The 14,189-nt window shown below is 45.0% G+C and carries 19 protein-coding genes; 13 read left to right on the forward strand and 6 right to left on the reverse strand.

Annotation, left to right across the window (positions count from 1 at the left end; all coding sequences use genetic code 11):
- Positions 1-44 precede the first annotated feature (44 nt).
- The 6 genes from ndk (at position 45) to JHC35_RS07475 (ending at position 3,613) form a co-directional block, all read left to right on the forward strand.
- On the forward strand, positions 45-458 hold the full coding sequence (gene ndk, locus JHC35_RS07450) for a nucleoside-diphosphate kinase (protein ID WP_294917177.1): 414 nt from the start codon (positions 45-47) through the stop codon (positions 456-458).
- Positions 459-463: 5 nt separating this feature from the next.
- Entirely contained in the window at positions 464-835 is a 372-nt protein-coding gene (locus JHC35_RS07455; RefSeq protein ID WP_295043680.1) for a hypothetical protein, read from the forward strand.
- 135 nt (positions 836-970) lie between these two features.
- Positions 971-1,120 carry a 50S ribosomal protein L32 gene (gene rpmF / locus JHC35_RS07460; protein ID WP_013461018.1) on the forward strand — a complete coding sequence of 50 codons (150 nt, stop codon included), beginning with the start codon at positions 971-973 and terminating at the stop codon, positions 1,118-1,120.
- Positions 1,121-1,123: 3 nt separating this feature from the next.
- Complete coding sequence (plsX, locus tag JHC35_RS07465; RefSeq protein ID WP_295043681.1) at positions 1,124-2,113, forward strand: phosphate acyltransferase PlsX; 990 nt, start codon at positions 1,124-1,126, stop codon at positions 2,111-2,113.
- Between the two features lie 29 nt (positions 2,114-2,142).
- A complete protein-coding gene (locus tag JHC35_RS07470; RefSeq protein WP_295043683.1) occupies positions 2,143-3,141 on the forward strand; it encodes a beta-ketoacyl-ACP synthase III in 999 nt (332 codons plus the stop codon).
- 100 nt (positions 3,142-3,241) lie between these two features.
- A complete protein-coding gene (locus JHC35_RS07475; protein ID WP_295043685.1) occupies positions 3,242-3,613 on the forward strand; it encodes an HIT domain-containing protein in 372 nt (123 codons plus the stop codon).
- Here JHC35_RS07475 and JHC35_RS07480 read toward each other — a convergent pair.
- Positions 3,610-5,202, reverse strand: coding sequence for a DEAD/DEAH box helicase (locus JHC35_RS07480; protein WP_295043687.1), 1,593 nt, complete (start codon positions 5,200-5,202; stop codon positions 3,610-3,612). The genes JHC35_RS07475 and JHC35_RS07480 overlap by 4 nt on opposite strands.
- 309 nt (positions 5,203-5,511) lie before the next feature.
- Between JHC35_RS07480 and JHC35_RS07485 the strand changes: the two genes are divergently transcribed.
- Positions 5,512-5,718 carry a hypothetical protein gene (locus tag JHC35_RS07485; protein ID WP_295043689.1) on the forward strand — a complete coding sequence of 69 codons (207 nt, stop codon included), beginning with the start codon at positions 5,512-5,514 and terminating at the stop codon, positions 5,716-5,718.
- 122 nt (positions 5,719-5,840) lie between these two features.
- Here JHC35_RS07485 and JHC35_RS07490 read toward each other — a convergent pair whose 3' ends face one another.
- The 4 genes from JHC35_RS07490 to hemB form a co-directional block, all read right to left on the reverse strand.
- Positions 5,841-6,371, reverse strand: a complete 531-nt coding sequence (locus JHC35_RS07490) for a hypothetical protein (RefSeq protein ID WP_295043691.1) — start codon at positions 6,369-6,371, stop codon at positions 5,841-5,843.
- 31 nt (positions 6,372-6,402) lie between these two features.
- The gene (locus JHC35_RS07495; protein WP_295043693.1) at positions 6,403-6,810 is read right to left on the reverse strand and encodes a multiheme c-type cytochrome; all 408 of its coding nucleotides are present in this window, start codon (positions 6,808-6,810) and stop codon (positions 6,403-6,405) included.
- Positions 6,811-6,819: 9 nt separating this feature from the next.
- Positions 6,820-7,740: an ornithine carbamoyltransferase gene (gene argF, locus JHC35_RS07500; protein WP_295043695.1), complete on the reverse strand. Its 921-nt coding sequence runs from the start codon at positions 7,738-7,740 to the stop codon at positions 6,820-6,822.
- A gap of 64 nt (positions 7,741-7,804) precedes the next feature.
- Positions 7,805-8,770 carry a porphobilinogen synthase gene (gene hemB / locus JHC35_RS07505; protein ID WP_295043697.1) on the reverse strand — a complete coding sequence of 322 codons (966 nt, stop codon included), beginning with the start codon at positions 8,768-8,770 and terminating at the stop codon, positions 7,805-7,807.
- Positions 8,771-8,853: 83 nt separating this feature from the next.
- On the opposite strand from hemB, the gene ribA reads away from it, so the two are divergent.
- From ribA to JHC35_RS07525, 4 genes are read left to right on the forward strand one after another with little or no spacing between them, the layout of a single operon-like run.
- Positions 8,854-9,450 (forward strand): GTP cyclohydrolase II, encoded by a 597-nt coding sequence (gene ribA, locus JHC35_RS07510; RefSeq protein ID WP_295043699.1) that lies wholly within the window; start codon positions 8,854-8,856, stop codon positions 9,448-9,450.
- Positions 9,447-10,025 carry a 16S rRNA (guanine(527)-N(7))-methyltransferase RsmG gene (gene rsmG, locus JHC35_RS07515; protein ID WP_295043701.1) on the forward strand — a complete coding sequence of 193 codons (579 nt, stop codon included), beginning with the start codon at positions 9,447-9,449 and terminating at the stop codon, positions 10,023-10,025. Before ribA ends, rsmG begins: the two co-directional genes overlap by 4 nt.
- Before the next feature lie 13 nt (positions 10,026-10,038).
- Positions 10,039-10,239: a PP0621 family protein gene (locus JHC35_RS07520; protein WP_295043710.1), complete on the forward strand. Its 201-nt coding sequence runs from the start codon at positions 10,039-10,041 to the stop codon at positions 10,237-10,239.
- A gap of 2 nt (positions 10,240-10,241) precedes the next feature.
- Entirely contained in the window at positions 10,242-10,634 is a 393-nt protein-coding gene (locus JHC35_RS07525) for a hypothetical protein (protein WP_295043703.1), read from the forward strand.
- Positions 10,635-10,701: 67 nt separating this feature from the next.
- On the opposite strand, the gene JHC35_RS07530 is transcribed toward JHC35_RS07525, so the two are convergent.
- Complete coding sequence (locus tag JHC35_RS07530) at positions 10,702-11,718, reverse strand: alanine racemase (protein ID WP_295043705.1); 1,017 nt, start codon at positions 11,716-11,718, stop codon at positions 10,702-10,704.
- Between the two features lie 27 nt (positions 11,719-11,745).
- On the opposite strand from JHC35_RS07530, the gene JHC35_RS07535 reads away from it, so the two are divergent.
- Both JHC35_RS07535 and JHC35_RS07540 read left to right on the forward strand, forming a co-directional pair.
- The gene (locus tag JHC35_RS07535) at positions 11,746-12,759 is read left to right on the forward strand and encodes an agmatine deiminase family protein (protein WP_295043707.1); all 1,014 of its coding nucleotides are present in this window, start codon (positions 11,746-11,748) and stop codon (positions 12,757-12,759) included.
- Positions 12,760-12,832: 73 nt separating this feature from the next.
- A partial coding sequence (locus JHC35_RS07540; RefSeq protein WP_295043709.1) for a TonB-dependent receptor occupies positions 12,833-14,189 on the forward strand: 1,357 nt, incomplete at its 3' end.

A 14,189-nucleotide genomic window follows, 5' to 3' on the forward strand; every position in this document is an offset into this window, starting at 1 on the left:
GCTATAATCCCGTTCTATTTTTTACACACAAAACAGGAGCATTGATGGAACAAACATTGTCAATCATCAAGCCAGACGCCGTTGCAAAAGGTGTTATCGGTAAAATTTTGGATCGTTTCGAAAGTAACGGCCTTAAAATCGCGGCTATGAAAAAAGTTCAACTCTCACGTCAAGACGCAGAAGCGTTTTACGCAGTACACGCTGCACGCCCTTTCTTCAACGATCTTGTTGATTTCATGGTAAGTGGTCCAGTCGTTGTATCAGTTTTGGAAGGCGAAAATGCCGTCCTTAAAAACCGCGATTTGATGGGTGCTACTAACCCTAAAGAAGCAGCAGCCGGAACTATCCGTGCAGATTTTGCCGAAAACATCGATGCTAATGCAGTTCACGGGTCTGATTCTCTTGAAAATGCAAAAAATGAAATCGCATTTTTCTTTTCAGGGCGCGAAATTTCGTAATCGTCATGAAAATAGCATTTAGAAAATTGAGCTCACAACCGCTTCATTTTGAGGTAAATCGTGACAATGCTCTTTTTTCGGGTGATTTAATCCTGAAAAAAAGCAATCTTGCTCAATTAAACGGTACAATTACAGGGAGTATTTCGATTCCTTGCGATATTTGTGCCGAAGAGGTAGAAAAACCTTTAAATGAAGAGGTCACTTTTTACCTTAGCGACGGAATATTCGAAGGCAATGATCCAGAACTGGACGTTGTTGAAATCGACCAATCTATTATAGATATGGAAGATCTTTTCCAGTCGGAAATCGAATTGATCAAAAGCGACTATTATTGTTGCGCAAACTGCGAAGGAACCTCGCTCGATCGAGAATTCTAACGAAATTTTTTGCAATGGTAAGTTAAAAGCACGGTTTACTGTGCGTGAGCATTGCGCTGAGCAAAACTCAGTGTTAACGTAGCCAAAGGGGTGAATTCCTTTGGCGTTTAAATCAAAGTAGAAAGGACTAAAAAGATGGCAGTACCTAAAAGAAGAGTGAGTCATTCACGCGCTGCAAAACGCAGAACTCATTATAAAATTTCTCTTGCTCGTCCGGTCAAAGACAAAGACGGCACATACAAGCTGTCTCACTATGTCAACCCGACAACCGGTGAGTACAAATAATCGATGATTAGAATTGCGATTGATGCAATGGGCGGGGACTTCGGTCCCGAACCGATTGTTAAAGGGACCATTGAAGCTCTAAAAGAAAAGAAGTTTCAACCGATTCTAGTTGGTAAAAAAGATGAGATTTTATCTTTATTACCCAAGGGCTATAAAGATAAAGTTTTAATTGTCGAAGCAAACGACGTCATCGATATGGCAGACGCTGCAACCGATGCACTAAAACGTCAAGAGAGTTCAATCTATAAAGCCGTTGAACTGGTCAGAAACGGTGAAGCAGACGGCGTTGTCAGTGCAGGACACAGCGGAGCGACCATGACGGTTGCAACGCTCCGTCTTGGGCGTTTGAAAAATGTTTTGCGTCCGGCTTTGGTCACTTCCATGCCGACAAAAAGCGGAAAACGGAGCATTCTGATGGATGCCGGTGCCAATGTCGATTGCAAACCAGAACACCTCTTCCAGTTTGGAATCATGGGCTATTTTTACGCCAAAGATATGTATAAAATGGAGCATCCGCGTGTCGGATTGCTTGCCAACGGTGAAGAAGATTCCAAAGGGAATGAAATCACCAAAGAGACCTTTAAGCTTCTTGAAGGTCAACCGGGCTTTATCGGTAACGTCGAAGGAAACAATATTTTCGACGGAAGCTGTGACGTTATCGTCTGTGACGGTTTTATCGGCAATCTCGTCCTAAAAGCTTCTGAAGGGGTCGCATCTACGATCAGTTTCTTTATCAAAGAGTACATTCGTAAATCGCCGATTGCAATTACCGGTGCCCTTTTAATGCGCAAAGTGTTTAAACTGTTAAAAAAAGAGATTGACTACGCTGAAATCGGCGGAGCCCCTTTGGTCGGTATCAAAGGGTGTGCAATCGTCAGTCACGGTAAAAGCAATCCAAAAGCGATTAAAAACGCTATCTTTCAAGCGATCCGTTACGTCGATAACGGTGTAAACGAACACATCGAAAAACGTCTTGAAGAACTCAAGCAATAATCGCCATCCCTTATAAAGGCTAATCATAAATGTATGCTGCATTTCGCTCTATAGGGGCATACGTCCCTTCAAAGATTCTCACTAACGCTGATTTAGAGACACTTGTCGATACAACAGACGAATGGATTACCAAACGCACGGGGATCAAAGAGCGTCATATCGCCGCAAACGATGAAACGACCAGCGACATGGGTGTCAAAGCAGCTAAACTCGCAATCGAGCGAAGCGGAATTGATAAAAGCCAAATCGATATGCTCGTATGTGCCACCATCTCTCCCGATTATTTTTGTATGCCATCCACTGCAGCCGTTATTTCTACAAAGTTGGGCTTAGAGAAAGTTACGGCGTTTGATATTTCTGCCGCATGTACCGGATTTGTTTACGCACTCTCCATTGCCAAGGCATTTGTCGAATCAGGGATGAAAAAAAACGTGCTCATCGTCGGTGCAGAAAAACTTAGTGCCATTACCGATTACAGCGATCGAGGAACCTGTATTTTGTTCGGAGACGGTGCGGGTGCAGCACTCATCAGCGCTACCGAAAACAAAGAAGAAGCGATCATTGATATCCACACCGGATCAGATGGCTCTTTTGCCGATCTGTTGATGACGCCAAACGGCGGAAGCGGTTCAATCCATGATGAGCTTGATCGTGAAGCGGCGGGATGCTTTATGAAAATGAAAGGGAACGAAACGTTCAAAGTCGCCGTTCGCACATTAACCAATGATGTTGTCGAGATTTTAGAGCAAAACAACATTGCCTCTTCCGCCATCAAACACTTCGTCCCGCATCAAGCCAACTACCGTATCATCAAGGCGGTCGGTGACGCCCTCAATCTAGCTGATGAACAAGTCGTACTCACGGTCGAAAAATACGGAAATACCTCCGGTGCTTCTATCCCGATGGCAATCAATGATATCTACGAATCAGGACGCCTTCAAAAGGGTGAATTGATGCTTCTCGATGCTTTCGGCGGCGGTTTGACATGGGGAAGTGCCCTTGTCCCGTTCGCCGGAAAAGGCAAATAACCATTTTCATTTGAACGCCAAAAGAATAAAATCCCTTTGTCTGCGCTAGTCGCTATGGCACTAAAGTTTGCCTCTTCGAGGCAGATTTTTAGGAGAAAATATGATCTACACAAACTCTCTCATTTATATCGAACGCCATGAATCGCAAATCCCTTGGCTGAAAATCTTTACGCATACCCCTCGTAAAGAGTTTTCCGAATGCAACATTGAAGAAAAACAAGCAATCTGGAAAGCGCTCGACATTATCGAAAAAGAGATGATAGAGTACTTCCGTCCGGCTAAAATCAATATTGCATCATTCGGCAATATGCTACAGCGTGTCCACTGGCATATCATGGCACGATTTGAAAACGATGAGTATTTTCCGGAACCGATATGGGGAGTCAAACAAAGAGATGGGTTTGTGCTAGAGGCTCCGATGGAGCCGTTTTTAGAGAAAGTAAAACGGGAGCTAACTTCCCGTTTTGATTAATAACGCGGTTTCACAGAGCGGTTTTGTCCGCTGAAACTGCGTGAACGCTCACCACGGTCATTTCCGCCGCGTTCTCCGCGATCTGAACGTTCACCACCACTGCTATTGCGGTCGTTATTGCCACGGTACCCGCCTCCGCTGCTGTTTCGGTTTCCTCCGCTACGGTTACGGTTAAATCCACCCGGACGACGACCGTTTCCACCACGCTCGTTTCCGCGACGCTCAAGGTTATGAAGAATTTTTTCCAAACGCTCCGCACTAATACCGATTTGATTCGGTCCTTGAACTTTATTTTGTTCCATTAATACCGAGATCAATTTATACGCGATTTGCTCCATATCGTACTCTTCTTTGAGGAGATCAAGTACTTTGTGCGCTTCATCATAAACGTGTTGTTTTTCAATATCGGCGAGGAGACGGCTGACTTGCGCCTCTTTTACGTCATGTTTACTTGGGATATACGCATGTTCCATTGTCGTACCCACTTTTGAACGGATACGTTGAAGCTCTTTAAACTCTAATGGAGTCACAAGGGTAATTGCTACCCCTTTTTTACCCGCACGTCCGGTACGTCCGATGCGGTGAACGTAGCTCTCGGGATCAAATGGGATATGGTAATTGAATACGTGGGTAACACCGTCGATATGCAATCCGCGGGCCGCAACGTCGGTTGCGATCAACACATCGATAGCATCGGTTTTGAGCCCTTTGATAACACTTTCGCGACTACGTTGTTCCATATCGCCATGAAGTCCTTTTGCCGAATACCCTGCTGCCGAGAGGACATTAGAGAGACGATCCACCTCTTTTTTGGTACGGCAGAAAACAACCGTTTTTTGGGCGTCTTCCGCGTCCATCAATCGGATAATCGCATCATCACGCTCTGACTCCTCAATTACATAGTATTGTTGAGCAATATCGGTGTTCGTCGTTTCCGTTTTGGTGATAGAGGCAAAATACGGGTTCACCAAAATACGTTCCGCCAATTGTTTGATCGGGGTCGGCATGGTTGCGGAGAAAAGCAATGTTTGACGCTCACTCGGCAAATAGGTGAAAATTTCGTTAATATCATCCAAAAAGCCCATATCAAGCATTTCATCCGCTTCGTCCAAAATAACGGTTGAAGGGGCAAACCCTTTTAGCATATCGCGGCTAAGCATGTCGAGCAAACGACCCGGAGTCGCGATAATAACCTGCGCTCCGCGCTCAATCAAATCAATTTGACGATTGTACGAGCTTCCTCCGTAAATCGTTACGGTGCGAATGCCCAAGTTTTTACCGAATTTAAAAATTTCATCGCTCACTTGGTTTGCAAGTTCGCGCGTCGGAGTGATAATGAGGGTTTCAATCCCCCCCTTTAGATGCATTTTGTTCAAAGTCGGAAGACCGAACGCGGCTGTTTTTCCGGTACCGGTGTGAGCTTGCCCGACAACATCGCGCCCTTCCATGATTACAGGGATAACCATTTGCTGAATTGGGCTTGGAGTGGTAAATCCTGCATAATTGATGCTTTGCATCAACTCGCGGCGAAGACCGAAGGTCTCAAATGTCACCAAATTATCTTCGGTAGTTTTGTGTGTATTATTCATAAATATCCCTTTATAGATACGCCATCGGAAAGTGTTCCGACCAGTTACGCTTGCCCTTACGGGGGAGAAAATATGCAGATAAGTCCCATCTTATCTTCGAGGGTACCTTGGAAGACGATACAAGCTATCGCATTAAAAGGCACCCGAAATTCAAATGGAATTATAGCGAATTTTTGCATAAACGTCCCTGATGGTATCACTATACTAAAAGATAAAGATAACCTTTAGTTTCAAATCGTTTCAAATATGTGGTAAATATTTAATCTTTGACGATTATACTTCCAAAAATTTCTCATAGGAGCGTACGCGATGTATAACGTTAAAATTGAAAAAGAGTGCGGCTGTTTCAAACGAAGCGGTATGGAGAGTATAAAATCTTTCGAAAACAAAGATGATGCGATGGTTGAAGCACAAGAGTGGGCTGCGGAAATGAACGAAACATTTTGCCAAAAACACAATTTTTCAATCGTTGAAGAGGGAAATGATCTTATTATTAAAGTCGAAATGTCCAACTGATTGAACGCCAAAGGAATAAAATCCCTTTGGCTACGCTAGCCGCTATGGCACATGTAGCGAAGTGAAAAGCCTAACGTAGTGCAGGCAAAAGCTTGCCCTAATCGGGTAGAAACTTTCTATATTTAGAGTTTTACATTTAGCTTTTTAATAACCATTTTCTTCGACCAAATCGGATCTTTGAGATCAAGCATCTCACGCACTTCATCATTCACCAATCGATACGAAACGACAATATTGACACTCTGTGCTCCATCAGGAATCGATAAAGAAAAAGCTTTTGAACCCTGTGCTGGGATTGATATCGCTTGTATTGTTTTTTCCGCCAAATGAGGTACAGTCGGTTTTCCCCGTTTGCTGAGATAATGGCTTGTTAACGAGACAACGTCATTTTTAATCACCTTGCCAGCACTAATGTATTGCGCTTCAATCAAGATTTCACGTGATCCAAATCCACTCGGTAGCGCATGAGGCTGAGGATTGGTTAAAACAACATCTAAAACAGAAGCGCTTTTACGGGTCTCGACATTCAGCGCATTCAACCACATACTCTCTACATGTCCGCCAACAAAACCGTGTTCTCGAACGGGTCGTTTGCGTGCTTTGCCATTATCGATTGGTAGGGTTGAAGCCACTCCCTCTTTACGAGGTCCCATGTGGCAATCGACACACGCTTTTGTGCTGTTTTTAAATGATGTTATGGCACACTATACAATTAATCCCCTCAACGATTGCGTCACTTTTTATCGCTTTGGAAGCGGCTGTATCTTTATCCAAATGGAGTGCCGCTATCGCTTCGTATTCAGCGTTCGTGGAGGTAACACTGATACGCGGGTTATGGCAGGTAGCACACTCAATTTTGATCGTATTGAGTGATTTACCGCTACTTTTTCGGGCAACATAATCAATAGTTTTTTGAAAATACTCATCATTGCCGTAATGGGATTTCGCATGCCACGAATTATCCCACTGCTTTACGATAGGGCTATGACACGCCTTACATTTTCCGGAATCTTTATATTTATCTGCAACTTGTACCACTTCCGTAGCAAAAAGACCAATACTTACAACACTCAACAGCCATATAAGACGCATTCATTCTACTTATCGATGATTATTCAACCAAACCATTAACCCTTTTTGTGCATGAAGACGGTTTTCCGCCTCTTCGAAAATAACGCTTTGTTCTCCATCCAATACCGCTTCGCTCACTTCGATACCGCGATATGCCGGAAGGCAGTGCAAGAAGATAGCATCTTGTGCAGCCAAAGCCATCAATGCTTCATCAACGATATATCCTTGGAACGCACGAAGACGCTGTGTTTTTTCCTCTTCTTGCCCCATGGATATCCATGTATCGGTTGTCACGACGGTAGCACCCGCAACGGCTACCTTCGGATCATTGGTAATCGTGATTTTTGCACCGCTTTGTTCAGCAAATCTCATTGCATCTTCGATGATTAAAGGATCGCATTCGTATCCTTTAGGAGTTGCAACACGCAGTTCAAACCCCAGCTTGCCAGCTAACATCAACCACGAATGGGTCATGTTATTTCCATCCCCCACATACGCAACGATCGGATTTTTATCTTTGCCGCACTCCATCATCGTCATATAATCGGCCAACAGTTGAACCGGATGGTAACTGTCGCTCAAGCCGTTGATAACAGGAACTTTCGAATAGCGTGCAAACTCTTCGAGCATCGACTGCTCATAGGTACGAATCATCACCATGTCACACATAGAGGAGATCACACGAGCGGTATCCTTGACCGGTTCACCGCGTCCGAGATGGATGTCACGATTGGAAAGAAACAGAGCATGCCCTCCAAGCTGGTACATTCCCACTTCAAAACTGACACGAGTACGGGTAGAACTCTTCTCAAAAATCATCGCCAATGTTTGGTTTGCCAAACGGGGGGTAAACACTTTGGATTTGATCTCTTTTTTGATCTCTAATCCGAGTTCCAAAATCTCTAAGATCTCTTCTTTGGTGTAATCTTTTAACGTTAAAAAGTGTCTCACGTTATTCCTTATATACAAAAAACAATCATATCATAAAATTATTTCATTAACAATTTTAATTCAGTTAGGCTAATAGTGCTGCCACTTCTTTGGCGTGATAGCTGATGATAATATCTGCACCGGCACGTTTGAACCCGATCATCGTCTCCATCATCACACGGTTATAATCGATCAACCCTGCGGCTCCGGCATGTTTAAGCATCGCGTATTCGCCGCTCACATTGTAAACCGCCAACGGTAACGATGTGGCTTCACGGATATCGCGAATGATGTCCAGATATGCCAATGCCGGTTTGACCATCAAAATATCGGCACCCTGTGCCTCATCGACCATACTCTCACGGATCGCTTCTCGACGGTTTGCCGGGTCCATCTGATACGTCGATCGATCGCCGAAACTTGGAACCGATTCCGCTACATCACGAAACGGTCCATAATAGCCGCTGGCGAATTTCGTCGAGTAGCTCATGATCGGAAGATTCACATATCCTCCGCCATCAAGCGCATCACGCAGTGTCGTAATGATTCCGTCCATCATTCCTGAAGGTGCAATCATATCGGCACCCGAGCGTGCATGAACCAATGCCTGCTGCGCCGAAATGCCCAATGTCAGATCATTATCAACCGTCTCATGCACGTGATCGAGAATGCCGCAATGTCCGTGATCGGTATATTCGCAAAAACACAAATCGGTCACCACAAACATTTTAGGAAAAGCATGTTTGATGGCGCGGACCGCCGTAGCGATAATCCCGTGATCGCAGAGTGCATCGGAACCGACAGAGTCTTTGACTGCCGGGATACCGAATAATATAATCGAATGGATTCCGAGTGATTGAAGAAGCTCACACTCTTTTAAAATTTCATCCAATGACATCTGAAAGACGCCCGGCATCGAAGCAACTTCGGTTTTAATCCCCTCCCCCGGCCGGACAAACAACGGATAGATGAAATCATTTACCCCGACATGGGTTTCACGAACCAAGGAACGCAGTTGGGAATTGAGGCGGGTGCGGCGAAAACGCTCCATAAATGTGACTCCAATGAGAAAATAAGGAGTAGATTGTATCGCCAGTTACTTTAATAAACCATTTTTTAGAAACACCTATTATAATGGCACTAATGAAAACGACAACACTTTTTGAAAAATCATCAATAGCCAATCTCCCGAGTAAATACGGTCATTTTAAAATCCGCGTTTACAAAGAGGGGATTCAGGAACATTTAGCCGTTTTTACGGAGAATTTCGAGCGCCAAGAATCACCGCTCGTCCGGATACACTCTGAATGTCTGACCGGAGATACATTCGGCAGCATCAAATGTGACTGTAACAATCAGTTACATAAAGCACTTGAGCTCATCGCCCATGAAGGCGGATTGATTATTTACCACCGTCAAGAGGGGCGAAACATCGGACTTCTCAACAAGGTCAATGCCTACTGCCTCCAAGATCAAGGGCGCAATACGATCGAAGCCAATGTCGAACTCGGGTTTGCCCCCGATCAACGTACCTATGAGGTTGTCGGAGAAATTTTCAAAGACTTCGGGCTTACCAAAATTCGTCTATTGACCAACAACCCGGCAAAAGTGGACGTAGTAGAGGGGCTAAATGTTACCATCACCGAAAGAATCCCCGTCATTATCAGCCCGAATCCTCATAATGAGGGGTATCTCAAAGTCAAAAAAGAGCAAATGGGGCATGATTTATGAGTCATTTAGCGCAACTACTATCGGCTCATAACCTTCCACTCCCTGAAAATTTTGTTGAAAAAGCGGAACACTATAAGGCATTACTGGAGAAATGGAATAAAATCCATAATCTAACAGGGGCGAAAACCTCAGCGCAAATCGATCAGTTTATCCTCGATGCCGCAATCCCTGTTAGCTTTCTTCCTCCGATCAAAAAAGGGATGGACATCGGAACCGGAGCCGGATTCCCGGGGATGATTTTGGCTCTTGCGCTCCCGCAGACCCATTTTTCTCTGGTCGAACCGCTCTCGAAGAGAGCCAGTTTTTTGCAATTCGTCAAAGCCGATTTGGGGCTGGAAAATGTAGAAGTCAAAGCGTGTCGTGTGGAACAGCTCCCCAGTGAGCCGTACGATTTCATCACTTCGCGCGCCGTAACCGATACCCAAATGCTTCTAAAGCTCTCAGAACCGTTTTGTAGTGAGGGGACCCTTTTGCTCTTTTACAAAGGGGAGAAAGTGTATGATGAAATCGATGAAACACTGGACTGTGAAATCATTGAAGCCAAAAATCGCCATTATTTACTGATAAAGAGATAAGGTCATGTTAAAAATGTTGTTATTTGCCGCTCTGTTGTTCGGCGTCTATTATATTTTTTTTCGAAAAGAGAGTTTAACCTCTTCGTCCTCCTCCGATAATGCGCCCGAGGATGCGATGATACCCTGCGCTAAATGCGGCACCTACGTACAATTCAAAGAGACATTGACGCGCGATGGAAAACACTACTGTTCGCGTGAATGTTTGGAAGGCTAAACATGCTCTTATTCGGTCACCCTTACGTTGCATCACAGCCGTTTTACCACATTGACTCTACCGAAGCGTTGCGCCATACACCAGCAAACTCGGTGATAGCGCTCTATTTTTCTCCTGAAAATCTCGATATTATGGAACATTTGCGCAAAAACTCTGTTCGATTTGCTTTGCATGTGGAAAATGCGGTAGATGCCATTATCGGAGAGAATTTGGGCGCTTCATATTTGATCGTCCTCCCTCGCGATGCAGAAGAAATTCAAAAAGTAGCGGAACACTACCTCTTTGATGCCAAAGTGTTAGGCTATATTGATGATGTAAATGATTTAAATGATTTGATCGAGATGCGCGTAGATGGTGCGATCTTCAGCGATTCAATTATCAAGATTACCTCGTAGACCCGTTCGTGGTGAGCCTGTCGAACCATGAATTTGCCCTTCGACGAGCTCAGGGCGAACGCTATACTTAATGTACCCACTCGCGTTTGAGGTCTTTGTCCAAACATGCCAAAATCTCATACCCAATCGTTCCGACGGAACGGGCATACTCGTTGGCGTTATCAAAAATGAGCAACTCCTCTTTGTCGCTTGAGAAGGCCGCATTATCCATCGAAATACGTCCGCGCAAGGCAATCCCCTCAGGAGTGCTAAAACGGTTCGATGCAAGCCGATCCAAACCGTTGGCGTATCCGACATCATAGGTGCTGATTACCTCATCATTTTGAGCTTCGTAGATGCCGTTATATCCTACCCTTTGTCCGGCTTTGACCACTCTACTGGCGATGCGGTTTCCCCACAACGACAAGACGCTTTTAAACGCCGGCTGAGGCAATGTCGGATCCATTTGCAGACATCCATACAGTGCGATACCGACCCGTACCATATCATCAGAGCATTCGCAAGAGCGAAACGTCCCCGCAGAGTTGGAGATATGAAAACGGAGTTTCCATCCGTATTGTTCCGCCAGATGAAGCGCCTTAGGTTTTAACGCATCGAATGTCCGGCGCTGCCAATACCACTCGCTGCTAAGAGTATCAGCGGCTCTGAAATGGCTCATCATACCGATGCATACCAATCCCTGCTCCGCCATTTTTGCAAACGCCTCTTCGAGCTGTTGCGGCGAAATTCCGTTGCGGTGCATCCCCGTATCAATTTTGAGCTCAACACGTGCTCCTCTGGGATAACGCTCTATCTCTTCGAGCGAATTAATCGCATAACTGAATTTCGGATGAACGTGCGTGGCAATCTCTCCCAAAATCAAGACACCATCAAAATACTCAGCGATCTCCAAAGCTTCTCTCTCCAACCGAACCACAGCGTGTTTCACCCCATAGCGCGATGCGGCTTGTGCGATCAATACGGATCCGTGACCGTATGCGTTATCTTTTAAAACAACGGCTATTTTATCTTTTCCACCGACTTGATGTGCGATAATGTCAAGATTATGTTTTAGTGCCTCTCGGCTCAATTTAATAGTTCCCATAAAGGAATTATATTCTAAGGATTGTTAATGCGCTATTTCCCCGCCGAATTTGAACCTCAAAGTTTTGTCCAACTCATTTTTCCCCACAGCCAAAGCGATTGGGCACCCTATCTCGAAGAGGCGAGAGCGTGTTTTGTGAATATCGCATCGGCTGTTGCCCGCTATCAACCTTGCCTCATTGTGTGTGATGATGTAGATCTCGTTAAAAGCTACTTCGCCGATCAAACCAACTTGATTTTCACCCAGTATCAAACCAACGATACGTGGGCTCGTGATTGCAGTGCTCTCACCGTCATCGACGAAGAGGAAGAAGAACCGATTTTGCTTGATTTTACCTTTACCGGATGGGGGGGAAAATTTGACGCCTCGCTCGATAATGGTATGAGTGCCGCTATCGCACCGATCTACGGCGCACCGATGGAAAAAATCGATTTGATTTTAGAAGGGGGAGGCGTCGAGTCCAACGGTATCGGCTCACTCTTGGTGACTGCCGAAACACTCCTTAACCCAAATCGAAACGCCCATTTGGATAAAAAAGGGATGGAAAAAGAGCTCAAAAAACATTTCGGTATAGAGCAAATCTTATGGCTAAATCACGGTTATCTTGCGGGAGATGATACCGACAGCCATATTGATACCCTTGCCCGTTTCATCGATACCGATACCATTATGTACGTCAAATGTGACGATCCAAATGATGAGCACTATGAAGCCCTAAAAAAGATGGAAGAGGAACTAAAAACACTGCGGGATTTGGAGGGAGAACCGTTCAACCTCATCGCATTGCCGATGACAACGCCTACTTATTACGACGGCGAACGGTTACCGGCTACTTATGCCAATTTTCTCATCATTAACGATGCGGTTCTTTTGCCGGTCTATAACGATCCACACGACGCTGAAGCAATCGCAATCTGTGAGAAGGTCTTTAGAGACCGCAAGATCATCCCTATCGATTGTTCGGTCCTCATCCGCCAGCACGGATCGCTTCACTGCGTTACAATGCAGTTTCCCGAAGACGTATCATTACGGGTGGAATAAAATCCCCCCTCACTTAACACTAATGTAACACTACTTTCTTACAATTCTTCATATTTACTTAAGGATTTGAAGTATGAAGAAACTATCTCTCCTCTCCATGGCGGCGGTTGCTGCCCTCGCTAGCGAACCTATCACAATCCAAAAAATCACCGTTGAAGCCGATGCACCCAAAACCGATGCAAAAAGTGTCTCTTCGGATGAATTGGTAAAATTCTCACGTCAATCGGATTTGGGCGAAATGCTCTCAGGAGTTCTTCCTGAAATTACCCATGTTCGTACAACGGCAATCGGAAACGATATTGTTTTACGCGGATTCAAAAAAGACAATCTAAACGTAACCATTGATGATGCCAAAGTATGCGGTGCCTGCCCAAATCGTATGGACCCACCTGCTATGCACGTCTCTTCAAGCCAAATTGCCACGGTTGAAGTGCAAGAAGGTCCGTTTGACGTCACTCAATTCGGAAGTTTGGGCGGTAAAATCAACGTTGTCACCAAAGACCCAGAGAAAGGGTTGCACGGAGAAGTTTCGGCAACTCTTGGCAGTTATGATTACCGTAAAATCTCGACGACTGTCGAAGGGGGCAATGATTCCATACAAGCGCTCGTCGGATACAGCCGTGAAACCAGCGGCCAATATAAAGACGGTAACGGACAAACCATGACCGAACAGGCAGACAGTGCAACTATGGCAGGGCAGCACTACTCCTCAGCACATAAAAATGATGATGCCTATGCGCGACAAAATTTTTGGGCTAAAATTGTTGGTAATATCAGTACTAATCAGAAATTCACTCTAAGCTATTTCGGCGACCGCGCCGATGATGTCCTCTATCCCCGCTACCCGATGGATGCACTTAAAGACAATACGGATATGCTTAAAGCCAAATACCAACTGTTTGATTTAGGATCTTTTTCGCATGAATTAATGGTCGAAGCCTATCACTCCAAAGTCGAGCATGAGATGGGAACCGATTTTAGAGCCAGTGCGACAGATGCAGCCCATACTATTGTCTCTCCTATCGATGCTACAATTCAAGGTATCCGTGTTGAAAATAGTGCCACTGCAAGTGAGACCGATGTAACCCTCGGAATCGATCTATCTAAGCGTAACTGGAACGGAACAAAAGGAAGCCGACTCAACCCATATGCTACCGTACAAATCCCTGATGCCGATACCGATAATATCGGTCTCTATGCCAAGGCATCTCATACGTTCGGTGCATTGGATATCAATGGCGGAATTCGCTATGATGACACAAGTATCGATGCGGATCAATCGTTGATGGCAAGTGCAAAAGATCGAGATTACTCTGATCTAAGCGCGAATGTCTTAGGTCGTTATCATTACAGCAACAGTGGAAATTTCTTTGTAGGATTGGGGCAATCTTCCCGCGTTCCCGATGCAAGAGAACTCTATTTTGCAGGCG

The organism is Sulfuricurvum sp., from assembly GCF_022759005.1.
Taxonomy (GTDB): domain Bacteria; phylum Campylobacterota; class Campylobacteria; order Campylobacterales; family Sulfurimonadaceae; genus Sulfuricurvum.